Raw genomic sequence first — 25,352 nt, 5'->3', positions numbered from 1 at the left:
TATGACTGCCGCGTCGGCCCGCCCAGGCGTGGAATAGGAGCATGAACACAGACACCGTCATCAACGTCGAACGCCTCAACGTCCGCTACGGCGATTTCCACGCTGTCAAAGACCTCACCTTCGATGTCCGACGGGGCGAACTCTACGCCCTGCTCGGCACCAACGGCGCCGGCAAGACCTCCACTCTGGAGGTCATCGAAGGCCACCGCACCGCCTCCTCAGGCAAGGTCTCGATCCTCGGTGAGCACCCGTGCAACCGCAAGGCCGTTCGCCCCCGAATGGGCATCATGCTCCAGGACAGTGGCTTCGCCGCTGACCTGAGCGCCGGGGAGACCGTAACCCTGATCGGGGGCCTGACCGGGCGCCGTGACCATCCCAGCCGGGTGCTCGACGTCGTCGGACTCACCACCAAGGCCGACACCCGGGTCTCTGCCCTTTCCGGTGGTGAGAAGCGCCGACTGGACTTCGCCACCGCCATCTACGGGTCACCAGAGCTGGTCTTCCTGGACGAGCCCACCACTGGTCTGGACGTGGCCTCCCGCGACGACCTCTGGGACGTGGTGGACCGGCTCCGTGAAGACGGCGCGACCATCGTGCTGACCACCCACTACTTGGAAGAGGCTCAGCAGCGTGCGGACCGGATCGGACTCATGCACGAAGGGACCTTCCGGATGCAGGGCACCGTCTCAGAACTGACCCAGACCCTGCCCGGCACGATCACCTTCCAGCTTCCCATGGACGCCCCGCAGCTTCCGTTGGAAAGCTCTCACACCGGCAACGGCACCCTGCTCATCGAGACGCACGGACTCCAGCAGGACCTGCACACCCTGCTGTCTTGGGCTCAGGAGACGGGTACCGAGCTGCGCGACCTCGCCGCGGGACCCACCCGGCTCGATGACGTGTTCCGCTCGATCACCCGCGACTGACCCGCACACCTGTCCTCACTCACGACGCCTCTCTTCACCCACGACGCCATCTAAGGAGTCTCACATGCTCACCATCGCTCGCAGCGAGCTGCGACAGATCATTCGCAACCGGATGGTCTTCTTCAGCGCCACCGTCATCCCCGTGGGTCTGAGCCTGCTCTTCATCGCCCAGCGCGACGCTTTCAGCCAGGTCCCCACCGGCATCGGATTCCTCGCCGGGGCCTTCATGATGATCCTTATCAGCATGGGCCTGTACTCCACCGCCGTGACCACCCTGGCCGCCCGCCGGCAGACTCTCTTCCTCAAGCGGCTGCGCTCCACCGCGGTCAGCGACCCAGTTGCGCTGGCCGGGATCCTGGGACCCCCAGCGCTGATCGGGATCATCCAGGTCACTGCGGTGCTTGCCGTGCTCGCGGTGCTCACCGAGGCACCGGCAGAGATTCCGCTGCTGATCCTCTCCGGGCTCTCCCTGGTGCTGATGATGCTCGGCCTGGCCCTGGCCACCGCCGGGATCACCACCTCACCAGAGCACGCGCAGGTCACCACGCTGCCAGTCACCATGGGCACCTCCGCGATCGCGTTCTGGATCGGGTTCACCGGAACCGAGGACCTGGGCATGCTCAAGCGAGCACTGCCCGGTGGTGCGGCGACCGAGCTGACCATCAATGCCTGGAACGGCGGCACCGACCTGATCGACAATCTCCTGCTGCTGCCCCCGACCCTGGCCTGGGTCGTCATCGGCGTGATCTTGGCCAAGCGATTTTTCCGCTGGGAACCACGGCACTGAGACTCACGCTGAGGCTGAGGGGGAGAGCGGCCCCGCCGTCGTCCTCAGGCGTAGGCACTGGAGCCACCATCACTGCGGTGCCTAAGCTCTTGTCATGCCGTGTCATGTGATGGCAACACAGTCGCGGTCCTGACCAGCGGGTCCCTCGGATCTTGGAGGCAGACGGTGTCACCAGCAACCCGGGCCGAGCCCGCTGATTCTCTGTTATCCGTGGCGCTTGGTGCGGGCTGCGGCCTTCTCGTAGAGGTTCTCCACGACCCGCTGGAAGTCATGCATGACCTCGGCACGGCGGATCTTCAACGAAGGTGTCAGGTGCCCTGAATCGATGGTGAAGTCGTCCTCGAGCACGGTGAAGCTGCGAATCGACTCTGCCTTCGAGACGCTCGCATTGGTGGAGTCGATGACCTGCTGCAGGTGCGCCAGGACCTCGGGGTGTTCGGTGAGCTCCTTCATCGAGGTGTCTGGGTCCAGTCCTTTGCTGCGCAGCCACGCAGGCATGACATCTCCGTCGAGGGTGATCATCGCGCTGATGAAGGGCTTTCCGTCTCCGACGACCACAGCCTGGGAGACCAGCAGGTCTGCACGGATGGCGTCTTCCAGCTGTGCCGGGGCGACGTTCTTCCCGCCGGCTGTCACCAGGATCTCCTTCTTGCGTCCGGTGATGATCAGCCGTCCCGCCTCGTCGAGGCGTCCGAGGTCCCCGGTGTAGAACCAGCCGTCGGTGGAGAAGGACTCGGCGTTGAGCTCGGGCCGGTTGCGGTAGCCACGGAAGACGCTGCTGCCGCGGACCAGCAGTTCGCCGTCGGCCTCGACCCGGACGGCGTTGCCCGGCAGCGGAATGCCGACGGTGCCGATCCGGTAGACGGACGGGATGTTCCCGGTGACCGGGGCCGTGGTCTCGGTGAGACCGTAGCCTTCGATGATCTGGATGCCGACGCCGTGGAAGAAGTGACCCAGACGTTCACCCAGAGGTGAGCCGCCGGAGAACGCATGGGTGACGTTCCCACCCATCCGGCGACGCAGTTTCGAGTAGACCAGTCTGCTGAACAGCGCGTGCTTCAGGCGCAGGCCCAGTGGGGCACCGCCGTCTGCGCTGGCCTGGGACCAGGCCACCGCGGTGTCTGCCGCGGCCGCGAAGATCCGCTTCTTGCCGTCGCCCTCGGCCTTCAGCGCCGCAGCGTTGTAGATCTTTTCAAAGACTCGGGGAACCCCGAGCAGGAAGGTCGGACGAATCACACCCAGGTCTTCGATGAGCTGCTTGATGTCGGGGGTGTGTGCGACCCGTCCGCCTGCGGCGATGAAGATCACGGAGATGAACCGGGCGAAGACATGGGCCATGGGGAGGAACAAGACGGTGGAGGAGTGCTTGCCGACCACTCCGTCCATGGCGGCAAGGGTCTGCAGGCTGTGCTCCACGAAGTTTGCGTGGGTCAGCTCGCAGCCTTTGGGACGACCGGTGGCGCCGGAGGTGTAGATGATGGTCGCGAGATCCTCGCCGACGGCGGCGGCCCGCCGGGCTTCCAATACCTGATCTGTGACGGCGCGCCCGGCGTCCCGGAGCCGATCAAGAACACTGGTCTCCATGAGCAGCACGTCCGGAGCTTTCGGGAGTCCCGAGCTCGCCAACCCCTCGAGGATGGTCTCCCGGTTCTCTGGGGTTTCGGCGAAGACCAGGCTGAGCCCGGAGTCCTCGGCGATCCACGCGAGCTGTGACGCGGAGGAGGTCTCATAGACCGGCACCGAGACCGCACCGGCGTACCAGAGCGCGAAGTCCAGCAGGCTCCATTCGTACCGGGTTGCGGACATCAGCCCGACCCGGTCTCCGGCTGCCACGCCGTGCTGGAGCAGGCCCTTGGCCAGCGCCGTGACATCGGCATGGAAATCCCGAGCGGAGACGTCCACCCAGCCACCGGCGGCATCGCGTCGGGTGAACAGGATGTTCTCAGGGTCCTCGCTGCGCTGCTGCTGAAGCAGATCGGTGATGTTCATCTCGGACGGCACGTCGACGAGCGCCGGTATCGCGATTTCCTGCACGGAGTTCCTCCCGGTCTGGTGACGCGTTATCGGGCAAGCGATGCCCAGTTGGTGATCGGTTGCCGATCACTGCCTCGGGAAGCGTATCCTGCCTGGCTTGGCGTGTGCTTACAGCCGAAATCTGACAACGACGTGTGAAGCCGCAGGTCACGGGGCGTGATTGGCCCGGTTCAGACGCGGGGGAGGTCCACGTGCTTGATCGCACCGTCCTTCAGTCGCAGCAGCACACTGCGTGGCGGGCGTTCGGCGGAGGCTGGGTAGGTCAGGGTGAACGGTTCTCCTGCCGTGAGCGTGATCGGAAGCTCCACCGGTTCACGCTGCAGGGCCTCTGCGAGGCTGTCCCGCTCGTTGAGAATGGCGACGACTGTTGCGTCGATGCTGCTGGTCAGCGTGATGGTCCCGGGTTGGTGGGAGGCAGTGATCCGGGCGTCCCGACCGAGGTGACCCCGCGCTATGGCCACCACCACGGCAGCGACTGCCAGGATGGTGATCGCGCCAGCAGCCAGCCAGTTCGCAGGGAGAAGGTCCATGCACGCAACCCTACGCAGTAAGCAGGGTTCGGTGATCACGACGCGAGGTCGATTTGCTGCGAAATCGAAGCGGACCGGATTCGTATCTGGGTCTTGGGCGGCACGACGGGCGAGCGGCGCCGGACTTTCCGGCGCCGAACCTTCCAGGGCTGCGCTGCGCGCGTCGCGTTCAGAAGGCGCCCTGAGAAGGTGGGCTCCGGAGGTGAACTCAGCCGGTGGGATCAGGCGATCGGCTAGCCGAGCTGGTCGCGCAGGCGTTTCGGAGCGCGGGCCTCCCACGCCTCCTGCAGCAGTTCTCTCAGCTCCTGCGCATCCACATGATCCAGCCGCACCAGCACACTGGTGTGATCCCGGAAGTGATCCGTGGTGAAGAACTTCACCGGGTCTGACTGGAGCAGGGCTTCACGTTCCTCCAAGCTGCTGCGCCAACAGATCAGGATCCCCGGGGCTTCGTGTATTCGAGCGAAGATCCTGCCCCGGACGTAGAACCCCGGGGTCCCCCAGGAGGGCCGTTCGATGACCTCCGGAAGGTCCAGTGCCAGGCGGCGGACATCCTGTTCGGTAGTCATGCCGAGACCGAATCACAGCGGATCATGTGACCAGTGTGGCGAGTCCGAGGGTATTCAGCCATAACTGGGGACTGGCGGCGGCGGGGTGGTCGGCTCCAGCTGATGTCGCTTTGTGCGAGACGTCCGCGTATCGGCTCGGCGTTCGAGAGGCCCCGTCCAGGAAACGACCTGGACGGGGCGGCTCAGCGATCGGTGCTCTAGTAGACCTGATTGGCGCCGTACTCTGCCTGCTCCTGCGTGTAGCCCTCGAATACGAGCTGATCAATCAGTCCCTGCAGCGAGAATGAGCCGAACTCCAGGTATGACTCCGCGGACCGTGCTGCCTGCTCGTTCCAGTCCACTTCCAGGTTCTCCACCGCGTTCTCAGCGTCCTCGGTGGAGTATCCCTCGAACTCCAGCTGTTCGATCAGGCCTGAACGCGAGAAGCCAGAGAAGCTCAGGTAGGACTCGGCGGACCGTGCCGCCTGCTCGCTCCAGTCCACCTCCACGTTCTCCACCGCATACTCAGCCTCTTCGGTGGAGTATCCCTCGAACTCCAGCTGTTCGATCAGGCCTGAACGCGAGAAGCCAGAGAAGCTCAGGTAGGACTCGGCGGATGCGAGTGCGTTAGCCTCACCGCTGCTCGAGTCCGGTGTGTCTTCCTCGACTTCCTGCGCCAGGTCCTCCTCAGTCCGCTCAGCTTCCGCTGCGACCTCCGCCGGTTCACCTTGCTCGGCCGGGGCAGACTCTTCGGCTGCTGCGGATTCCTCCGGTTCCGGCGAGCTCTCTGTCTCATCGGTGATTGACTCATCGGCGCTCTGCATCTCTTCATCAATAGACAGCAGTGCAGCACTGAACAGGATCGTGCCAAGCGTGACGATGACGAAGCCCAGCGCGCCGGTGATGATCCCGGCAATCCCCTGTCCGCGACCGGACTTTTTGAGGATCGCGATGATGCCAAGGATGACGGCGATAGGACCAAGGATGAAACTCAGGAACCCAACAACGGGAATGAAGCTCAGCACGATGGCGACGATTCCCGACACCATGGATGCGATCCCCAGACCTTTGCTGGAAGGGGGCTGCTGCTGCTGAGGCGGGGGATAGGGGTACTCGTGGGTGGGTGCGGACATGATTTCCTCTCGGCGCGAGTGAACGCTCAGATACGGTTTACGTTTCGGCAGTTGTCGTCCCCCTGGCTGTTCACATTATGGCGAGGAGGAGAGAACCACAAGACTCGAACAAGACCTCATCATCGGGCGGCGAATACGATCTGCGGGACCAGTCGTATGACTGATAGTCCCGCACAAATCGCCTTTGAGTTGCACTGTCAGACTTTTGAGTTTGTTCTTGCCGCGATAGTAGACAGAGCCTCTGACATGTCCCGCGACACAACAGCGAGGCACCATTGATCTGGAGAACCGATGCAAGATTGAACCGGGGCTTATGACCGAAAGAGCTCCCAGTGCTCGTCGCGGGCCGACCCTGGAACTGACCCCAGGAAGGACTGTCCACCTGGACACTGAGAGAATCTCCGAAAAACTTCGCCCCGGCGTTGAACGCATCCCACCCGAGAGACGTAACCCATAGACCATTTGCAATCACTGGTGGAGGGGACGCGACGACATGAGTACTCGGGCCCAACTGGAGAAGCAGGCGCACCTGGCGCTGCTGGACGTGGACAAGCATCGGCTGGAGGCCCACGCCGCGCGGGAGGCGCGAGATCTGGGCAGCTCCTATGCAGCCTTCGAGGACATCATCACGGCCGCGCGTGCGGGCAGGGCCGCCCTGGAAGCCGTGGAAAGCATCAATGAACAGCGGCGCCGGCGGGAACCCGCCGCCTAGTCAGGACCGCGCGTGCGCACGGCAGAGCCCACCAGATGAGGCCCGCCACAGGAAGCGAACAACGAAAAACGGCCCTGGTCAGATGACCAGGGCCGTTCCATGGGGTGAGCGACGGGGCTTGAACCCGCGACCCTCGCGACCACAACGCGATGCTCTACCAGCTGAGCTACGCCCACCATGTGAAGCCGAGACCGGCTTCGGAGCCGCTGCGGATCAGCCTGGAAGGGCTGAAAGCAACGCAGATCAGTCTACACAGATCTCCTGGGAATCCGGAAATCGTCTCAGCTCGGTTTGAAGACCGTCCGCCGGTAATGACGCAGCTCCTCGATGGAGTCCCGGATGTCGCCCAGTGCGCGGTGATTTCCGGTCTTCGCGGGAGCGGACTTCTTCGCCTCCGGGTACCACCGGGCGGAGAGCTCCTTGATCGTGGAGACGTCGATGAGCCGGTAATGCAGGTGCTTCATGAGCTCCGGCATGGCCACACGCAGGAAGGCCTTGTCCGCGTGGATCGAGTTTCCAGCCAGCGGGGCGACCCCCGCCTCCGGGATCCACGCCTTGATGTACTCCAGCACGCGCTGCTCCGCGGTCTGCACCGAGACCCCGTGCCGGAGGTCCTCCAACAGCCCGGAGGCGGTGTGCATCTTCTGCACGATCGGGGCCATGGTCTCGATCCGTTCCGCCGGGTCCGGGGTGATGACCACCTGGACGCCCTCGCCGAGGATGTTCAGGTCGGCGTCGGTGACCAGCGCCGCGATCTCCACCAGGACGTCGTGGTCAGGGTCCAGGCCGGTCATCTCGCAGTCGATCCAGACCATCCGGCCGGCCCAGGAGCCGCCGGGGCGGGTCTGCGTGGTGGAGCTGGATGAGGCGTTGGTCTCAGTCTCTTGGGAAGTCACGCTTCGTACTCTACCGACAGCCCTTCGGGCACCGGGGTCAGCCCGGGCAGTGGTGATAAATTCAAAGGCGATGAGCGCTGAGGCTGGAGCCACCGAGAACAGCCCCGCACCGGGAGGTGCTGAGGGTCCCCTCGGGCTCGGCAACCCCGCACGCCCCCGGACCACGTCGCCCGTCGGCGGCAGACAGCGGAAACGGGACATCTGGCTGCACATCCTGCGCTCCTCCACCCGCCCCAAGAGCATCTGGTCCCCGCTTCTCGAAGGCCTGCTCGGCTCGATGCTGGTGCTGCTGGGATCCTTCGGCGTCGGCTGGCTGGTCAGCGTCTCCCCATTGTCCCGTCAGCCGTGGATCATCACGTTCCGCACCGAACCGGTCGGCGTCGTCGTCGCCACGATCGCGCTGACTCTGGGGTGCTGGGTGATGCTGCGCGCCTGGCTGCGGCTGGGTCGCGTCTTGGAGAACCCTGATCAGTCGAAGCACTGGCCCGCAGGATCGCTGCGCACCGTCAACGCCGCCGTCGTGCTCTGGTCGCTCCCGCAGCTGGTGACCATCCCGATCTTCTCCCGCGACGTCTTCGCCTACCTCAACCAGGGACGCCTGGTGCTGGCCGGTCAGGACCCCTACACCACCGGGGTCTCCACCTTGAACAACTGGTTCCAGCTCGGCACAGACATCCTCTGGGCTGAATCAGAGACCCCCTATGGTCCGCTGTTCCTCTGGCTCGAGGCCGCGGTGATGAGCGTCAGCGCAGACAGTCCCGACCTGGCGCTCTTCCTCTTCCGGCTCGCCTGCGTGGGCGGGGTGATCATGATGATGATCTTCGTGCCGAAGCTCGCCCGGCTACACGGGGTCGACCCCGCCCGGGCACAGTGGATAACGCTGGCGAACCCGCTGCTGATCATCAGCTTCATCTCCAGCGCCCACAATGACGCCATCATGGTCGGCTTCGCGCTGGCCGGGGTCTACGCCGCAGCGCATGGCAGGGGAGTGCTCGCCACGCTGCTGGTGGTGGTCTCGATCGGGATCAAACCGATCACCATCGTGCTGCTGCCCTTCATCGGGCTGCTCTGGGCCGGCCCCGGCGCCTCCTGGTCCCGGAAGTTCCGCTACTGGTTCCTCACCGCCGGCATCGCCGCCGCGGTCATGATCAGCATCGGCCTTCTGCAGGGCTACGGCTTCGGCTGGCTCGCGGTGCTCGCCGGCACCGGCACTGGCAGCGTCTTCTGGTCCCCGATCGGGATCGCCGACGGCTGGCTGAGCACCCTGCTGCGCTCCTTCGGCCTGGACAGCGGCTGGACCCTGGAGATCTTCAAAGTGGCCGGGCGGATCCTCTCGGTGGCGGTGGTGCTCTGGCTGATGTTCCGCGGGGATGAGCGGTTCATCGTCCAGCGCATGGTCTGGGCGTTCACCGCCCTGGTGGTGCTCTCACCGATCATCCAGCCCTGGTACCTGCTGTGGCTGCTGCCGCTCTTCGCGATCACCGGGATCCGCAAAGACTGGCAGTTCAAGTGGGTGGTGTTCACCATCGCCTTCTTCCTGGCCTTCGGCGCCTCAGACCAACTCTCGATCTACCAGTTCCTCGGACTGGATCAGCAGATGATCGCACTTTCAATAGCGGTCTCCTGGATCTGCATCGTCTGGCTGGCCCTGCTGGACCGACAGACCCGCTGGGTCCTCTGGGACGGCTGGGGACTGCCCTCAGTCCGCTGGGAGTGGCCCCGGCTGGGGGGACGACGATCCGGCCCGCGCGAAGACACCACCGTAGACACCACCGACGACGGCGCGGCCGCCAGTCCCGCCGAAGCCGCCAGTCCCGCTGAAGACACCGCCGGAGCTGTCAGCCCCGCGGCTGTCACCGCGCCTGCGGCCCGGGGCGAGTCCGGCGGCTCACCGCTGAAGAATCCGGGCGCCGCACCCGCGGGAGAGGAGAGCGCCCCCGGTGCGCGCTAATCCCGTCTCACGCAACGCGCTGCGCGCCCGGTCCTTCCTGGGCCAGTGGCCACCGACCGCCTGGCTGATCGGCGGAGAGGAGGCCGCCGCCTCGCACACCGCACGGCAGGGCCTGCTCGCCTCGATCATGATCATGCTCGGGTCCTGGGGGGTCGGCTGGCTGGCCATGACCCCGCAGTCGCTGCTCGCGCTGAACCCGGTGCTGCTGCCGCTGCGCACGACGACGGCGGGAGTGGTGACCTGCACCGTGCTGCTGGTCCTGGGAGCGCTGCTGCTGCTGCGATCCTGGCTGCGACTCTCACAGCGGGTGGGCTCCTGGTCCGCCCGGACCACACCGCTGATGCGCCGAACGCTGCTGATGTGGGCCACCCCGCTGATGTTCACCCTGCCGATCTTCTCCCGCGACGTCTACTCCTACCTGGCCCAGGGCCGGGTGCTGCACGCAGGGCTCAATCCCTATGAACATGGCGTCTCGGAGCTGCCCGGCTGGTTCATGGAGGGAGCCGATGGGCTCTGGGCGGAATCCCCCTCGCCCTACGGTCCGCTGTTCCTGGTGCTCGCGCAGCTGGTCTGGTTCCTCTCCGGGGGGATCCCGGAGGTCGCGATCGCGATGTTCCGGGCGCTCTCACTGCTCGGGATCGCGCTGATGCTCTATTGCATCCCGCGCCTGGCGAAGGCCTTCGGCTCGGAGCCCTCCTGGGCGCTCTGGCTGTGCCTGCTGAACCCGCTGACCCTGCTGGTCTTCATCCCGGCGGCGCATAACGACGCCTTGATGATCGGTCTGATGCTCGCCGGCACGCTCGCCGGGCTGCGGAGGAAACGCCTGCTGTGCATCGTGTTGTTGGTCGCGGCGATCGCGGTGAAGCCCATCGCGATGGTGGTGCTGCCCTTCATCCTGCTGCTCCCGCTGCGCGACACCGCCGCGCTGCGAGACCGGTTCCGTGAATGGGCTATCGGCGGCACCGCGGCCGCTGTGCTGCTGATCGCCGGCGGCGCGGCGCTGGGCATCGGGCTGGGCTGGATCGCCTCCGCGCTCGGTGCGGGTGCCGCAGTGCTGCAGGCCGCCCCGGTGGGCCTGCTGGGAATCGGGATCGGCGCCGCCGCGGAAGCACTCACCGGAGTCGAGGCCGCCAGCGTCACGGAGATCATCTACACCCTGGCCCGCGCCGCGGCGGGAGGCGTGCTCGCGTGGATGCTGCTGCGCCGCGCCGTCGGGAACCCGGTCCTCTGGGCCGGCTACGGCCTGACCCTGGTGGTGCTGACCTCCTCGATCATCCAACCCTGGTACCTGCTCTGGCTGCTGCCGTTCTACGCAGTGGTCCATGTCTACCGCGGACGAGTCCTGGTCCTGGTCACCACGGTCTTCACCGTGATGGTGCTGCTCTCCATGGTCGGGCAGCTCTCGGTGGCGCAATGGATCGACGCGGCAGCGATTCACACCATCGCCGTCACCGTGGTGACGCTGTACCTGATCTACGTGGTCTTCCTGGACCCCAACACCACCGACTTCTTCGACATGCGGCGCCGCTCCCAGCGCTGGAATGCGCAGCACGGGTGGCAGCGGCTGAGAGGATTGACCCCGCCGCGCACCTCCTGGGCGGCCGAGGACATCTACGAGAAGGACACCACGTGAAGCTCCCCGGCTCCCGACTGCTCTGGCTGCTGCTCGCCGCCACCACCCTGGGCGCTGCGCTCTCCGTGGTGGCGGTGCAATGGTGCCGGGTCAACGGCTGGACCGACCCTGACCAGCACATCCACATGTGTTATTCCGACTTCTCGCTGCTGTTCAGCCAGCGCGGGCTCGCCGAGGGCCTGTTCCCCTTCGTCGACGACGTCCCAGCCGATCAGGTCATGGAGTACCCGGTGCTGCTGGTGATGGTGGCCGGAGTGCTCGCTCTGCTGGTCCCCGGCGAGGGCATCACCGACGAGCGCATCCTGGCCTTCTACGACCTCAACCACTTCGCCGTGGTCCTGTGCTGGCTCGGTGTGGTGCTGGCCACGGCCTACTCCACCGCTGGGAATCGCCGGCAGGACGCGCTGTTGGTCGCCCTGGCGCCGGGGATCATCCTGTCGCTCTCGATCAACTGGGACATGTGGGCGGTGTTTCTGGGCGCGCTGGCGCTGCTGCTCTGGGGCCGGTCGCATCCGATCTGGGCCGGTGTGCTGATCGGCCTGGGCGCGGCGATGAAGCTCTATCCGCTGTTCTTCCTGGGAGCGATCCTGGTGCTCTGCCTGCGCAGCGGGCGGCTGCGCTCCTTCGCCGCGACCACGCTCGCCGCGGCGCTCACCTGGCTGGCGGTGAACCTGCCGTTCATGATCCTGCAGTTCGAGCAGTGGTCCACCTTCTACCGATTCTCATCCGAGCGAGACGTCAGCTTCTCCTCGGTGTGGCTGTTCTTCACCTGGCTGCCCTTGGACGGCGCCGGGTTCTCCCTGCTCTCCAACGGCCTCTTCCTGGTGTGCTGCCTCGGCGTGGCCTACCTCGGCTGGGCGGCGCCGACCCGGCCACGGATGGCGCAGCTGTGCTTCCTGATCGTGGCCAGCTTCCTGCTGCTGGGCAAGGTGTACTCTCCGCAGTTCGTGATGTGGCTGATCCCGCTGCTGGTGCTGGCCCGCCCGAAGGTCCGCGGATACCTGGTGTGGCAGGCCGCAGAGGTCTTCCACTGGGTCTCGGTGTGGATGATGAGCGCGAAGATCACCTCCGGCGGGGAGTTCGCCGGTGGCACCGAGCTCATCGACTGGGCCTACCACCTTGGGATACTCGCCCATATGGCCACCTTGATCTACCTGATGGTCCAGGTGGTCCGCGAGATCCTGGACCCCGAGAAGGACATCCTCCGCTCCCCGGCACCGGCCGTGCATGGGCCGGGGCAGGACGACGACGCCGCGGGCAGCGCCCACCAGCCCACCGAGCCGGCGCGGCAGACGGCGCCGGCCACGGCTGCCCCGGTGTTGACCGACCCGCCCACGGCCGTCCCGCCGGAGACCAGCCCGTTGCAGACCGAGCCGCCGGAGACCAGCCCGTTGCAGACAGGCCCGCTGCAGAGCGACCCGCTGGCCGGAGTCACCGCGGGACGCCCCGATGTCTTCGGCCTGCCTGGCCTGGGCCGGAAGACCTCATTGAGGCTGCGCTGGTGAGCCGAGGGCCTGCGCCCTCCGCCAGGCAGGTCAGGCTCCGAGGGGGGAGACGCTGATGGTGGCGATGCTCGCCGTGATCGGCCCGATGTTCCTGGTGATCGGCGTGGGCTTCGCCGCGGGGTTCATCCCGCGTTTTCGCAGCGGCCAGGACCACCTCAACGGCTTCCTGTTCTACTTCGCGCTGCCCACCTTCATCTACTCCGCCATGGTCACCGCACCGCCCACGGCGGGCTTCCCGGTGCTCGCGGTGGTCATCGTCGCCGTGGTGACCCCGCTGGTCTCCATCGGGCTGTACTACGCCAGCTGGCTCTTCGGGGCCCGCGGCCGAAAAGGCGCCGCGGCGACCTCGCTGGCTGGCAGCTTCGGCAATGTCGGGTACTTCGGGATCCCGGTCTCGATCAGCGTGCTGGGACCCGAGGCCGGCCTGGCAGCCGGAATCGTGCACATGCTGCACAACCTGATCTACCTCAACGGCTACCCGCTGGTCCGCACCGTCGTGACCGCCCGCGCGGAGCAGCGATCTGCCGAGTACCACCGATCTGCCGCCGGGTCAGCGCCTGAAACTCCTGAAGGGACCGGAGGACTCAGCGGGGTCTGGCATCTGCTGCGCACCCAGATCGGACCGATCCTGAAGCGCGCGCTGCTGCTGAACCCGGTGTTCATCGCCATGGCGCTGGCGCTGCTGGTGGTCTTCAGCCCGTTGCGGCTGCCGGCGCCGGTCGATGAGTCGGTGAGCCTGCTGGGGGAGACGGCGGTGCCGCTGGCGCTGTTCTGCGTGGGACTCGCGCTGCACCCGGCGATCGAGGGGATCCGCAGCGGAGGAGTGCCCAAACGCCTGATCACGCTGGGAACCACCGGCAAGATCCTGATCCTGCCGGTGCTGACCTGGCTGGCCGTGCTTCCCTTCTATGACCAGCTCGGACCGATCTGGGCCGGAACCCTGATCATCATCGCCGCCATGCCCTCCTCGACCACGGTCTACCTCTTCACCCAGCAGTACGAGGGCGACGGACGACTCGCCGCCTCGATCCTGGTGACCAGCACCCTGGCCTGCCTGCTCACGCTCCCGATGCTGGCCGAGCTGCTGCTGTGATCTGCCCGGCGTCAATCTCATAGACGCTGTGCACGTGGCGCAGGACCGCCGAGCGGTGCGCGATCATGATCACCGTGGCGCTGGTGGCCTCAGGCATCCGGCGCAGGATCTCGGCCTGGGTCAGCGGATCCTGGGCCGAGGTGATCTCGTCGAGGATCAGCACCGGGCTGGCACGCAGGTACCCGCGGGCCAGCGCCAGGCGCTGCGCCTGCCCGCCGGAGAGACGCGCCCCCTCAGTTCCCAGCTCGGTGTCCAGGCCCTGGGGCATCGCCTCGATGTCGGTGTCCAGGCAGGCCCAGCGGCACACGGCGAGCACCTGCTCATCGGTGGCTTCGGGGCTGCCCAGCAGCAGGTTCTCCCGGATGCTGCCGCTGATCATCACCGGGCGCTGCTCCACCACGGTGATCTGCTCGCGCAGCGTGGCCAGGGAGAGCTCCCGGACATCGGTCCCGCCGAGCCGGACCTGGCCTTCCTGCGGGTCCCAGACCCGGGTGAGCAGCGCCGCCAGTGTGGACTTCCCAGATCCGCTGACCCCGACGACGGCAGCCACCTGACCGGGTTCGATGTGCAGATCCACACCCTCGAGCACCTCCCGTGAGGTGCCGGGGTAGCCGAACCTGACCCCCTGGAAGGACACCGAGGCCGCGCCGTCGGCTTCGGTGGTCACCGGGGCCGGGCGGGTCGGCTCACGGACCGCCGGGGAGCTCTCTTCGAGCTCGCGCAGGTTCGCCGCCGATGCCAGCGCCGCGGGCAGCGAGATGCCGAGCGCTTCGATGGCGGCAAGGGCCGGTGCGGTGCCTGGCACCAGGGCCAGCACCAGCAGCAGCTCGGTGTAGCCGAATACTGCATCCTGGACCTGGGGCAGCCCGAGCAGCAGCAGCACCAGCAGGGCGAGCACCTGCCAGCCCTGCCCGGCCGCCGCACGGAGTCCCTGCAGCACCGAGGCGCCCCGGGAGCCTGCCCCGATCTGTGCGCCGAGACGGTCCACGCGCTGGGCGCGCTGTTCCTGGGCGCCGAAGATCGTGATCTCCGAACGGCCGCGCAGATCGTCGCTGATCTCCTGGGCCAACGCACCTCGCGCGCGCACCTGGACGGTGCTGGTGGCGCGTCCGCCGCGGCGGCCGATGCCGATGAGCATGGCGGCAGCTGCCAGATAGATCACCAGCAGCGCGCCTCCGAGCCCCGGCCCGGTCAGGCTCCAGGTCAGCACGACGGCGGCGGCGGGGATCAGCACCGCTGTCACCACCGGAGCCAGGGTGTGCGCAAAGAATACCTCCACCCGGTCCACGTCGCGGGTGGCTGCCGAGAGCAGCCGACCGCTTCCCCGGGAGGCGGTCACCGCCGGAGCCAGCGGGATCAGCTTCTCGTAGAGCCGGACCCGCAGCTGCTCCAGCAGCGCGAAGGCCGCGGTGTGCCCGGAGAGCTGCTCGGCGTAGCGGGTGAGCCCCTTGGCTGCGGCCAGCGCGATCATCACCGCGATGACGGTGCCCAGCGGGGGGATGTCCTGATCATCGGCCAGGCGTCCGACCAGCCAGGCCGGGTAGAGCAGCAGCGCTGCCCCGCAGAGCAGGGTCAGCGTGCGGGCGAAGGCGGAGAGCGCCAGCAGCCCCGCCGAGCCCTTGGCCAGTCTGAGCAGGTGGGCGATCATCGGTCTTCTCCTTCTCCTGCAGTGGCCTGCGCGTAGTAGCCGGTCTGGGCGAGAAGCTCATCGGGGGAGCCCAGCGCCGCGGTCTCCCCGGCTTCGAGCACCAGCACCTTCTCGGCCCAGCGGGTGGTCGCGAGTCGATGCGCGATGATGATCAGCGTGTGGTCCCCGGCGAGGCTGCGCAGGGACTCATCGACCAGGCGTTCGGCCCGGCGATCCAGGTCAGCCGTGGGCTCGTCAAGGATCAGCAGCTTTGCGCCGGAGAGCAGCGCACGGGCGATCGCCAGGCGCCGGATCTGCCCTCCGGAGAGGGACCCGCCGTCCTCACCGACCTGGGTGTCCAGGCCGTGTGGCTTCGCGGCGATCTCCGCATCCAGGCGCGCTTGGGCGAGCACCTTCCAGAGCTGGTCCTCTGAGGCCTCCGGGCGGGCGAGCCGGAGATTCTCGGCCACCGTGCCTGAGAAGATGAACGGCTTCTGCGGCACGGTCACCGCAGCCTGCTGCAGCGCCGCGGGATCGGCGGGATGACCTTCCAGTAGCAGCTGACCCGAGGCTGCCGGGAGCAGCCCTTGGAGCACCGCGGCCAGCGTGGACTTACCCGCACCGGAGGGGCCGACGACGGCGAGGACGGCACCGCGCGGGACGCTGAGGGTGACCCCGCGCAACACGCCGCGTCCGCCGCGCTCCACGCCGAGGTCTTCCAGGCGCAGCAGCTCAGCGGAGCCGCGGCCTGGCCCGAACGCCGCCTCGTCCGGTTGCCCGGTCGGTGTCTCTGTTGACTTCCCTGCAGCAGGAGCATCAGCCGCAGGGACAGCTGGCGACGTCGTCGTCGGGGGTGTCCTGCTCGATGCACTTGCCTCCGGCGTCGTGAGCGTCTGGGTGAACAGGCCCTGCTGGGTCCGCCCGGCCATGGCCACATAGAAGGTACGGCCGAGCTTGTCGATGGGTTCGTAGAGCAGCGTGGCGAGCAGCAGGACGGCGAGGAACCCGCCGACGGTGATCATGCCGGCGTCGAAGCGCCACAGGGCCAGCCCGACGGCGGCGGTGATCATGACCAGGGAGAAGAGCGCGTCGTTGACCAGGATCATCAGCTGGCTGCGTTTGAGCAGGGCCACCGCCTGGACCCGCAGCGCCGCGGCGGCTTCGGCCACGCTGCGCCGACCGGCGTCCTCGGCTCCGAGCAGCACCAGCCCGCCGAGCGAACGCAGCACCTCCTGGAACTTGGCCGTGGCCTGCCCCGCGAGACGGCGATAGGCGGCGGTGGGCCCGCGGAAGCGCGCGAGGAAGAACCTCACCAGCACCGGGACCAGCAGCACCAGGACGAGCAGAACGACCGCGATCACCGGGTCCACGAAGATCCCCAGCAACAGCAGCACCAGCGCCGGGGCGGTGAACGCGGCCAGCGCCGGGCCCAGGAACTCGGCGCGATACTCTGCGATGCGTTCCACTCCTCCGGTGAGCAGCTCCGCCTCACCGGTGCCGGGTCGCCCGCCGGCAGCACTGGGCCGCCCGCCAGCACTGGGTCGCCCGCCGGCAGTGCTGGGACGACCGCTGGCTCCGCCGGGCATCCCACCGCCGGTGGCCGCATGGCCTGCAGCGCCTGTGGGTGCGGCCTGGGCCGGATCACGGCCCAGGGCCGCCCGGATCCCGCTGCCGCGCCAGCGCTGCTCCTCCACGGCGCGCAATCGGGGCGGGACCGCCGCGGCGACCCCGGCGCAGGTCACCGCAAGGATCCCGGCGACGCCGGCCAGCAGGAGCGCACCGGAGCTCTCCTGCTGGGCGAGCGTGGCGTCGAGGACCTGGCCCAGGGCGAGGAACAGCGTGGCGAGCGCGATCGTGCGGATCCATTGCAGCGTGGTGGCGATCCACGCGCGGGGAGGCATGTCTTCCAGAAGCACGCCTTGAATCATCCCAGGTTCAGCGGGCCCCCGCGGGAGAGTGCAACATTTGCGAAGCGCTGCCCGATCCGCCGCTGCGCCTGGGTCTCGGGGTGCAGCTGATCCGCCATCGGCAGCTCAGCCTCATCCCTGGCCCCGAAGAGCTCCAGGCCATCGAGGAGATGCAGCTGCGGGTCCTGCGCCCGCCGAGACTGCACGATCTCGCGCAGCGTGCGGCGGATCACCTGCAGGGTGAGCTTCCCGGAGGCCACCTCGGCCGGGTCGCCCATGGCGGAGAAGCGCGGACCGGAGTCCAGCAGCTGCATCTGCACCGGGCCGGGTCGGGTCTCCTGGATCGCGCAGTGCAAAGGGGAGATCAGCAGCAGCGGAGTCCGCGCGTGGCGGCCCTCCCGGATCGTGTCGAGGAAGCCGTGCACCGCCGGGACGAAGGTGCGCAGCCGCATGGTGTCCCCGTTGGTGATGTTGATCCCGAGCTTCAGACTGATCACATCGGCCTCGGCGGAGCGGATCGTGCGCGCGGTGAACGGATCGAGCATCGCCTGACCGGCGAGCCCAAGGTTGGTGAGCTGGACTCCGGCCGTCTGAGCCGCGACCACGGGCCAGGTCCCGGTGGGGTGGGAGACCGCGAAGCCGTGGCTGATCGAGCTCCCGTGGTGCAGCCAGCGGGTGGTTCCCGCGGAGTCCGACGGGATCAGCTCGGCGTCTGATTCAAGGGCCGCCAGCTCGGTCCGCTCGTCGTGGGGCAGCCAGATCTGCACGTCGTGGGCGCCGGGCGGAAGCTGCGGCAGCTCGATCCGGGCGTCGGCTCCCACGCTGGTGGAGACCTCACCGGTGACCGGGTCGCTGCGCCGGGTCGTGCCGACACCCTGCACGGGGGAGTGAAGCTGCGCATAGAGCTCCCCGTCGACTAACACGTCGTAGACTCCGCTCTTCGGGACCTGATTCCCGGTGACGTCGCGAGTCGGGTGGGTGATCAGCACCAGCGTGGTGGCCTCGGTGCGGAAGGCCAGATGGACTCCGCTGGGCTGGGCGGCCACGCGCTCCACGCCGGGGTCGGTGGTCTGACGCCGCGCGGCGGCGGGCAGCCGCCACGGAAGCAGCCCACGCTCGCTGACCTGGTGTTCCAGCGCGCCGCGCAGCAGCGGAGCCAGTTCAGCGGCCGCCATCCTCATATCCGTCTCCATTCTCCAACGGCCCGCCGGCACCGCTTCCGGTGGCTCGAGTCTCGCTGAAGGGTACCAACCCGGGCATCAGGGCTGTTCAACTGCTGTTAACCTTCCTGCTCAAGTGTGTGCGCTGATGACTCAGCGTTCCCCACACCCCGAGGACGACGGCGCACCGCCGTCGGTCTCCCGCCATCCCGGCACCGTGGGGGAGGTGTTCCTGGTCTTCCTGCGCCTGGGGCTGACCTCCTTCGGCGGTCCCGTGGCGCACCTGGCCTATTTCCGCGACGCCTTCGTCACCCGCCGTCGCTGGCTCACCGAGAAGGCCTATGCCGACCTGGTGGGGCTGTGTCAGTTCCTGCCCGGCCCGGCGTCGAGCCAGGTGGGCATGGCCCTGGGCCTGCAGCGGGCAGGCTACCCCGGGATGCTCGCGGCGTGGTTCGCCTTCACGATGCCCTCGGTGGTGCTCCTGGTGGCCTTCGCTCTGGGCCTCCAGCAGGCTGGGGATCTCGCCGAGGCCGGGTGGATCGATGGGCTCAAGGCCGCCGCGGTGGCGGTGGTCGCCCATGCGGTGCTCTCGATGGCCAAGACGCTGACCCCGGACGCTCCCCGCGCCACCATCGCCGCCGCCGCGATGGTGCTGGTGCTGCTGGTCCCGAACCCCTTCGTCACCGTGGCCGCGATCCTGCTGGCCGGCATCATCGGGTGGTTCTGGCTGCGTCCCCCGCAGAGCGGACCCCGCCCCGAGGACGCCTTCCCGGTGCGCGTCTCCCGGCGTGCCGCCTGGACCGCCTCAGGGGTCTTCCTCGGGCTGCTGGCGGGACTTCCGGTGCTCGCCGCCGCCACAGGGGCAGGCTGGGCGGCGATGCTGGACTCCTTCTACCGCGCCGGGTCGCTGGTCTTCGGGGGAGGCCACGTGGTGCTGCCGCTGCTCCAGGCCGAGACCGTGCCGACCCTGGTGGACCCGGAGGTGTTCCTCGCCGGCTATGGCGCCGCCCAGGCGGTCCCCGGCCCGCTGTTCACCTTCGCCGGATTCCTCGGCGCCTCCAGCACCGGTGAGCCCTCGGGCCTGGTGGGCGCCGCCGTCGCAGTGCTGGCGATCTTCCTCCCCGCCGCGCTGCTGGTGATCGCGGCGCTGCCGTTCTGGGAGCGGCTGCGCGGCAGCACCTCCGCGCAGAAGGCGCTCATGGGGGTCAACGCCGGCGTCGTGGGCATCCTGGCCGCCGCGCTGTACACCCCGGTCTTCACCGCCGGCGTGCTCGAGGTCGGAATCGAGGCGCTGGTGCTCGCCGTGCTGGCCTTCGTCGCATTGAACAGCTGGCGGGCACCGGCCTGGGCCGTGGTGATCGGCGCCGGTCTGCTCGGCGCGGTGCTGCTCTGAGGCCCGACTGGCCGGAGGGAGGATGTCGAGCCAATGGGCAGGACCGAGAGGTACAGTTCTGAGGTACTTGACCGATCTGGCGAGGAGGACCCTGCCGCATGCTGAGCTCCCAAGCTCGCGGACTGAGTCGTCTGTATGCCCTCGATGTGGCGCGGGCCGCGGCGGTCTTCGGCATGATCATCGTCAATGTCGGCCCGTACAACGACGACGGCTGGGCCTCGTGGATCGTGCGGGCGCTCAACGGTCGGGCCTCCATCCTCTTCGTGGTCCTCGCCGGCATCGGCGTGACGTTTCTGGCTCGCCGCTCGCTGACCAAGGGCATCACCCGGCGCAGCACGCTGCTCTGGCGCGGACTGCTGCTGCTGGGCCTGGGCCTGGGGCTGCAGACCCTGGAGCACGGGGTCAACGTGATCCTCTCCACCTACGCCGCGCTGTTCTTCCTGGCCGCCTTCATGGTCAAGATGTCCACCCGGTGGCTGTTCTTCTCCGCCGCCGCCTCGGCGCTGCTGGGCCCGGTGCTGTGGATCCTGGCGCGGCAGAGCACCGATTTCCACATCGAGCCGGCTCAGATCGGGGACTCCCCGTTCCAGATCCTGGGTGCCATCCTGATCTCCGGGCCTTATCCTCTGGTGGTCTGGATCGCGCCGTTCTTCCTCGGGGTCTGGCTGGGCCGCCAGCCGCTGGGCAACGCGAAGGTGCAGCGGCGCCTGGTCTACCTCGGAGCCATCACCGGGTTCGGCGCCTTCGGAGCCTCCGAGGTGCTGGTCCGGGTCCTCGGCGAGCCGGACACCTCTGAGGTCGGCTTCGATCGCCTGATCTCCGCGGTGGGCCATTCTCAGATGCCGCTGTGGCTGATCAGCTCCAGCGGCACCGCGGTGATGGTGCTGGGGATCCTGCTCATCGTCGTGCCCTACTTCAACCAGCGGATCCGGCTGCTGGTCGCGGTGGGCCAGATGCCGCTCACCGCCTATACCGCGCACCTGGTGATCATCGCGCTGTTGATCTACCCCGGGCCTGAAGAGCCGCTGCAGGGCTTCTTGATCAGCTGCGCGATCATGCTGGCGCTGATCCTCTTCGCCGTGGTCTGGATGGCGAACTTCCGCTACGGCCCGCTGGAGACGCTGCTGCGCAAGACGCCGGCCTTCCTGCGAGTCAGCTACCGCCTCCCCGAACGGCACCGTCGCCGTCAGCTCGCCCGCCCCTACCCGCGCCGGGCGAAGCCCGGATCATCCATGGAACAGAAGCCGACGCCTTCCTGAGGGAGACGAAACATGCAGCCGAAGAACCGCCCGCCGCGCCCACACCTGCTCACGCCGCACCGGACAGGGACCCGACCGGCGCACAGCGTGCGGTTGCGCAGCCAAGCCATCCGGGCCACTGCGGTGCTGGCAGGCTTCGGTCTGCTCTCCGCCTGCGCCGCCGAGGAGGAGCCCCCGCCACCACCGCCACCGGCACCCAGCGAAACCCCTGAAGAACCCACCAGCACCCCTGAGCCGGTGGAGGACACCCTCACCCAGCAGGGAGTCAGCGCGGGACATCCGCTCGCCGTCGAGGCTGGAGAACAGGTCCTCACCGAGGGCGGGAACTCCGTGGACGCCGCCATCGCCGCCGCCTTCGCGATGTCGGTGGTCGAACCCTTCGCCTCAGGTCTCGGCGGCGGCGGATCGGTGGTCATCGCCGGACAGGACGGGGACCCGCTCTTCTATGACTACCGCGAGATGGTCGGTGTGGACGGGGAGATCCCAGAGACCGGCATCGGTGCCCCCGGCTTCGTCGCCGGCATGGGACGCCTGCATCAGGAACACGGCAGCCTGGACTGGGACCGGCTGATCCAGCCCGCCCAGCAGCTCGCCTCCGAGGGCTTCGAGGTCTATGACTTCCTGGCCACCCGGATGACCGAGGACCTCGGCCCCGAGGCCATCGCCGGGGTCGAACCCTTCGAGGTCGACGGCGAGCCGCTGGAGTCCGGAGACCAGCTTGTCCAGACCGACCTCGCCAGCACCCTTGAGACCCTCGCCGCCGAGGGCTGGGAGTCCTTCTACACCGGCAGCCTCGCCGAGCAGCTGACCCAGGTCGAGGGCATCGACGCGCAGACCCTGGCTGACTATGAGGTCACCGCCGCCGAGCCGGTCTCCGGGGAGTTCGGCGACTACCAGGTCCTCGCGGCCGCACCGGCGCTGCCCGGCCCGGCCCTGGTGCAGCTGCTCCAGATCGCGGAGTCCCAGGGCATCGCGGAGCTCGAGCCGGGGTCCGCCGAGTACATCCAGACCCTCTCCGAGGCCTGGCTGGTCGCGGAGGAGACCGTGCTCACCGAGATCGGGGACCCCGCCTTCGTCCAGGTCCCGGTCGAGGAGATCACCGACGCGGAGTCCAACGCCGCCATGGAGGTCTCCACACAGTCCGCAGCGCAGGATCCCGATCAGGATCCCGGTGATGATTCCGCGCAGGCTCAGGGGGATGCTCCCCAGGCGCAGGCGGGTGCTCCTAAGGCGCAGGCGCCACAGGACGCCAACACCACGCATGTCTCGGTGGTCGACGATGAGGGCATCATGGTCTCGATGACCAACACGCTGACGAACTTCTGGGGCGCCGGTGAGGTCAGCGGAGGGTTCTTCCTGAACAACCAGCTCAGCAGGTTCGAAGCAGTGGACTCTCCGGCGAACCAACCAGAGCCGGGCCGGAAGTCCGTGACCTGGTCGATGCCCACCATCGTCCTTGATGACCAGCAGCGTCCGGTCCTGGGCATCGGCACCCCCGGGGGGCATCAAATCCTGAACATCATGGGCACCGTGCTCACCCAGTGGGGGCTCCAGGACGCACCGCTGCAGGAGGCCGTGGACGGACTGCGTTTCCGGCTCATCGCAGAAGATGAGCTCCTGGTCCTCGACGACGAGCCGGATGAGCAGACCCGGGAGGCACTCGAGGACCTTGGTTGGGAGCTGCAGGTGTGGCCCGATGAATGGGGAGGCTTCGGCTCGGTCCAGGCGCTCGAGGTCGATTATGAGACCGGAGAGGTCACCGGAGCTGATGATGACCGGCGCGTGGGCAGCCACACCGTGATCGACTGACTGCCCTTCACCTGCACCTGCACCTGGCGGCACGATCCTGGACCCGCCCTGGTCGCAGAGCGCCGGAGCGGCTGAGCGCAGCAGCGCCGGCCGATTAGCATGGAGCCATGAGCCCTCTGTCACCGCGCAGCATCCCAAACATCCTCTCGATCGCCGGCACCGACCCCACCGGAGGGGCCGGCATCCAGGCGGACCTGAAGAGCATCGCCGCGCATCGTGGCTACGGGATGTGCGCGGTGACCGCGCTGGTGGCGCAGAACACCCTGGGGGTGCGGGAGATCCACCTGCCTCCGGTGAGCTTCCTGCGTGCCCAGCTGGATGCGGTCTCCGAGGATGTCGCGATCGACGCGATCAAGATCGGCATGTTGGGCACAGAGGACACCATCCGCGCCGTGGTCGATTGGCTGGACAGCCTCGGTGCGCCCGGTGACGACGGCGGCAGTGGTCTCCTCGGCAGTGCCCACGGCGGGCGCGGGGTTGGCGACCGTGAGGTTGGCGGCCGGTCTCTTCCGGTGCTGGTGCTGGACCCGGTCATGGTCGCGACCTCCGGTGACCGACTGCTCGACGCCGCCGCAGAGTCTGCGCTGCTGGAGTTTCTGCGCCGGGCGGATCTGATCACCCCGAACGTGCCGGAACTGGCGCTGCTGGCCGGGGAGGAGCCCGCCGGTGATCCCGAAGGCCTGATCGCCCAAGCCCGCACCGTCGCCGATGCGCACCAGGTGGTGGTCCTGGCCAAGGGTGGGCACCTGGACGACGCCTCGGCGCAGGAACTCGTCGTGGACACCCTGGTCTACCCTGCCCAGGCCGGTGTGCGCCCGGATGAGGAGCGGTTCGTCTCGCCCAGGATCCCGACCCAGAACACGCACGGGACCGGGTGTTCGGTCTCGGCGGCTCTGGCCACCCTGGCAGCCCGGGGCTTCAGCTTCTCGGCCGCGCTGCCGGTGGTCAAGGAGTGGATGACCGAAGCCCTGCAGGACTCTGAACGCCTCGACGTCGGACAGGGCCACGGCCCGATCCAGCATTTCGCGCAGCTCTGGGGCGGCTCAGCCCCGTAACGAATCAGCTCTGGGGCGACTCGTGGGGTCCGCCGGCGTGCTTGGCGATGTCCTCCCACTTCCAGGTGGTCCCCATCGCGTCGTCGGAGGGGAACCATGCCCCGGTCGTCGCCCGATCCGGAGGAGTCGGCCCGGTGGCACCCTGGCCGGAGACCGGCGCCTGATCCTTCAGTGCGGTCACCCGGTCCCGGATGGAGGCCATCTGCGCATCCAGTGCGGCGGCCTTCACGGCGGCGTCGCGCAGCTCATCGAGGATGTCGCCAGGGACCTCGCCGTCGTAGGTGTAGTAGATCTTGTGCTCCAGAGAAGCCCAGAAGTCCATCGCAACCGTGCGGATCTGGACCTCCACGTAGACGAACTCGGTGCGGTTGGAGAGGAAGACCGGGACCTGGACGATCACATGCAGGCTCTGGTACCCGTTGAGCTTGGGGTTGCGGATGTAGTCCTTGACCTCGACCACCCGCAGATCCGGCTGGCTGCAGAGCATCTCCGCGACCCAGTAGGCATCGGAGACGAAGGAGCAGGTGATTCTGATTCCCGCGATGTCTCGGATGGAGTGCCGGATGCTCTCCAGCGTGGGTTCACAGCCATAGCGCTGCACCTTGTCCAGGATCCGGTCCAGGGACTTCAGCCGGTAGTTCACATGCTCGATGGGGGAGTAGTCGCGGGTATGTTCGAACTCCTCCCGCAGCACGTTGATCTTGGTGAGCACCTCATCCATGCCGAACTTATAGTGCAGCTGGAACTCGGTGAGCTGACGCCGGATGTCGACCATCCGGACCGCCACCCCGTCGTTCTCCTCCCCGGCGCTGCTGTGCAGCTCTGAGAGCAGCTGCCGGTAGACCTCGGACTCGCTGCGCTGTGGCTTCTTCTCCGCAGGTGCCTGCGGGGCCAGATCCTTCCCGGGCGGCACCCGGAGCCTGGTGTTCAGCGAGACCTCGTCCGGGGCTTCAACGGGCAGAAACTGGCTGTCGGTGGCAGGAGCGTGTCCAGCGGACATGGGGGAAGTTCTCCTCTGGGGTCTCAGGGTCTCACCACGGTGAGTCGTCGGTCACGGGACCGGTGCTTCGATTCTCGACCCTAAACGCACTGGCTGTGAAGTCCCTCGAAGGCATGCCGGAGCGCGGCGGGTCCGCCCGCCGGATAGGCTGGATGCCGCAGCCCTGGCCCTGGAGGCTGCAATGGAGACCTCAACCACAACATCTGGTGAAAACCCGAGGGCTCAGACGCAACATCTTCTGCTCTGGGGCATCAGACACGCCGAGACACGCGCCGCTGACAGAAACTTCTTCTTGGGAGTATCGGAGTCCACAGCTGTGGAGGAACGCCGGGCATGGGCGTCGCTTCCGCGTCATTGCAGGGGAGTCTCGGTCCACAGGTCCTGTGGAGAGCCG

General features: G+C 67.7%; 20 protein-coding genes and 1 tRNA gene. 11 read left to right on the top strand and 10 right to left on the bottom strand.

Annotated features, from left to right (window positions below; genetic code table 11):
• Window positions 1-41: 41 nt before the first annotated feature.
• Window positions 42-926, top strand: coding sequence for an ABC transporter ATP-binding protein (locus tag HNR24_RS03505; RefSeq protein ID WP_182495022.1), 885 nt, complete (start codon window positions 42-44; stop codon window positions 924-926).
• Window positions 927-990: 64 nt separating this feature from the next.
• The gene (locus HNR24_RS03500) at window positions 991-1,713 is read left to right on the top strand and encodes an ABC transporter permease (protein ID WP_182495021.1); all 723 of its coding nucleotides are present in this window, start codon (window positions 991-993) and stop codon (window positions 1,711-1,713) included.
• A 204-nt stretch (window positions 1,714-1,917) separates the two neighbouring features.
• On the opposite strand, the gene HNR24_RS03495 is transcribed toward HNR24_RS03500, so the two are convergent.
• The 4 genes from HNR24_RS03495 to HNR24_RS03480 all read right to left on the bottom strand — a co-directional run bounded on the left by HNR24_RS03495 (window position 1,918) and on the right by HNR24_RS03480 (window position 5,958).
• A complete protein-coding gene (locus HNR24_RS03495; RefSeq protein ID WP_182495020.1) occupies window positions 1,918-3,747 on the bottom strand; it encodes an AMP-dependent synthetase/ligase in 1,830 nt (609 codons plus the stop codon).
• Between the two features lie 170 nt (window positions 3,748-3,917).
• Complete coding sequence (locus tag HNR24_RS03490; protein ID WP_182495019.1) at window positions 3,918-4,277, bottom strand: hypothetical protein; 360 nt, start codon at window positions 4,275-4,277, stop codon at window positions 3,918-3,920.
• Between the two features lie 233 nt (window positions 4,278-4,510).
• Complete coding sequence (locus tag HNR24_RS03485) at window positions 4,511-4,846, bottom strand: MmcQ/YjbR family DNA-binding protein (RefSeq protein WP_058889230.1); 336 nt, start codon at window positions 4,844-4,846, stop codon at window positions 4,511-4,513.
• Between the two features lie 197 nt (window positions 4,847-5,043).
• Window positions 5,044-5,958: an Ltp family lipoprotein gene (locus HNR24_RS03480; protein ID WP_182495018.1), complete on the bottom strand. Its 915-nt coding sequence runs from the start codon at window positions 5,956-5,958 to the stop codon at window positions 5,044-5,046.
• A gap of 493 nt (window positions 5,959-6,451) precedes the next feature.
• On the opposite strand from HNR24_RS03480, the gene HNR24_RS03475 reads away from it, so the two are divergent.
• Window positions 6,452-6,670 carry a hypothetical protein gene (locus HNR24_RS03475; protein ID WP_058889228.1) on the top strand — a complete coding sequence of 73 codons (219 nt, stop codon included), beginning with the start codon at window positions 6,452-6,454 and terminating at the stop codon, window positions 6,668-6,670.
• Between the two features lie 100 nt (window positions 6,671-6,770).
• On the opposite strand, the gene HNR24_RS03470 is transcribed toward HNR24_RS03475, so the two are convergent.
• A tRNA-His gene (locus tag HNR24_RS03470) sits at window positions 6,771-6,846 on the bottom strand.
• Window positions 6,847-6,951: 105 nt separating this feature from the next.
• Window positions 6,952-7,566 (bottom strand): oligoribonuclease, encoded by a 615-nt coding sequence (orn, locus tag HNR24_RS03465; protein ID WP_310735379.1) that lies wholly within the window; start codon window positions 7,564-7,566, stop codon window positions 6,952-6,954.
• 70 nt (window positions 7,567-7,636) lie between these two features.
• Between orn and mptB (HNR24_RS03460) the strand changes: the two genes are divergently transcribed.
• The 4 genes from mptB (HNR24_RS03460) to HNR24_RS03450 are packed head-to-tail and all read left to right on the top strand — an operon-like array spanning window position 7,637 to window position 13,748.
• Window positions 7,637-9,517, top strand: a complete 1,881-nt coding sequence (gene mptB / locus HNR24_RS03460) for a polyprenol phosphomannose-dependent alpha 1,6 mannosyltransferase MptB (protein ID WP_182495017.1) — start codon at window positions 7,637-7,639, stop codon at window positions 9,515-9,517.
• Complete coding sequence (mptB, locus tag HNR24_RS13930; protein ID WP_310735378.1) at window positions 9,507-11,150, top strand: polyprenol phosphomannose-dependent alpha 1,6 mannosyltransferase MptB; 1,644 nt, start codon at window positions 9,507-9,509, stop codon at window positions 11,148-11,150. The genes mptB (HNR24_RS03460) and mptB (HNR24_RS13930) overlap by 11 nt, the downstream gene beginning before the upstream one ends.
• The gene (locus tag HNR24_RS03455; protein ID WP_310735377.1) at window positions 11,147-12,655 is read left to right on the top strand and encodes a glycosyltransferase family 87 protein; all 1,509 of its coding nucleotides are present in this window, start codon (window positions 11,147-11,149) and stop codon (window positions 12,653-12,655) included. Before mptB (HNR24_RS13930) ends, HNR24_RS03455 begins: the two co-directional genes overlap by 4 nt.
• 55 nt (window positions 12,656-12,710) lie before the next feature.
• Window positions 12,711-13,748, top strand: coding sequence for an AEC family transporter (locus HNR24_RS03450; RefSeq protein WP_182495016.1), 1,038 nt, complete (start codon window positions 12,711-12,713; stop codon window positions 13,746-13,748).
• Here HNR24_RS03450 and HNR24_RS03445 read toward each other — a convergent pair.
• From HNR24_RS03445 to HNR24_RS03435, 3 genes are read right to left on the bottom strand one after another with little or no spacing between them, the layout of a single operon-like run.
• A complete protein-coding gene (locus tag HNR24_RS03445) occupies window positions 13,714-15,396 on the bottom strand; it encodes an amino acid ABC transporter ATP-binding/permease protein (RefSeq protein WP_182495015.1) in 1,683 nt (560 codons plus the stop codon). The two genes, HNR24_RS03450 and HNR24_RS03445, sit on opposite strands and share 35 nt — an antisense overlap.
• Window positions 15,393-17,291, bottom strand: coding sequence for an ABC transporter ATP-binding protein (locus HNR24_RS03440; protein ID WP_182495014.1), 1,899 nt, complete (start codon window positions 17,289-17,291; stop codon window positions 15,393-15,395). The genes HNR24_RS03445 and HNR24_RS03440 overlap by 4 nt, the downstream gene beginning before the upstream one ends.
• Window positions 17,292-17,299: 8 nt before the next feature.
• Complete coding sequence (locus tag HNR24_RS03435) at window positions 17,300-18,457, bottom strand: SGNH/GDSL hydrolase family protein (RefSeq protein WP_198144734.1); 1,158 nt, start codon at window positions 18,455-18,457, stop codon at window positions 17,300-17,302.
• Between the two features lie 133 nt (window positions 18,458-18,590).
• Here HNR24_RS03435 and chrA point away from each other — a divergent pair, with 133 nt between their 5' ends.
• The 4 genes from chrA (at window position 18,591) to HNR24_RS03415 (ending at window position 23,958) form a co-directional block, all read left to right on the top strand.
• Entirely contained in the window at window positions 18,591-19,835 is a 1,245-nt protein-coding gene (gene chrA / locus HNR24_RS03430) for a chromate efflux transporter (RefSeq protein WP_058889481.1), read from the top strand.
• Between the two features lie 98 nt (window positions 19,836-19,933).
• Window positions 19,934-21,094, top strand: a complete 1,161-nt coding sequence (locus HNR24_RS03425; RefSeq protein ID WP_058889220.1) for a DUF418 domain-containing protein — start codon at window positions 19,934-19,936, stop codon at window positions 21,092-21,094.
• 12 nt (window positions 21,095-21,106) lie between these two features.
• Window positions 21,107-22,903: a gamma-glutamyltransferase gene (locus HNR24_RS03420; RefSeq protein WP_058889219.1), complete on the top strand. Its 1,797-nt coding sequence runs from the start codon at window positions 21,107-21,109 to the stop codon at window positions 22,901-22,903.
• 107 nt (window positions 22,904-23,010) lie between these two features.
• Complete coding sequence (locus HNR24_RS03415) at window positions 23,011-23,958, top strand: bifunctional hydroxymethylpyrimidine kinase/phosphomethylpyrimidine kinase (protein ID WP_182495012.1); 948 nt, start codon at window positions 23,011-23,013, stop codon at window positions 23,956-23,958.
• A gap of 4 nt (window positions 23,959-23,962) precedes the next feature.
• Here the strand turns inward: HNR24_RS03415 and HNR24_RS03410 are convergent, their stop codons facing one another.
• Window positions 23,963-24,958, bottom strand: coding sequence for a GTP pyrophosphokinase (locus HNR24_RS03410; protein WP_259392394.1), 996 nt, complete (start codon window positions 24,956-24,958; stop codon window positions 23,963-23,965).
• Window positions 24,959-25,352: the final 394 nt, after the last annotated feature.

This window comes from Nesterenkonia sandarakina (assembly GCF_014138825.1).
In the GTDB taxonomy this organism is placed as follows: Bacteria; Actinomycetota; Actinomycetes; order Actinomycetales; family Micrococcaceae; genus Nesterenkonia; species Nesterenkonia sandarakina.
Note: the sequence above shows the minus strand (reverse complement) of the source record. Positions and strands in the feature narration are given on the sequence as shown.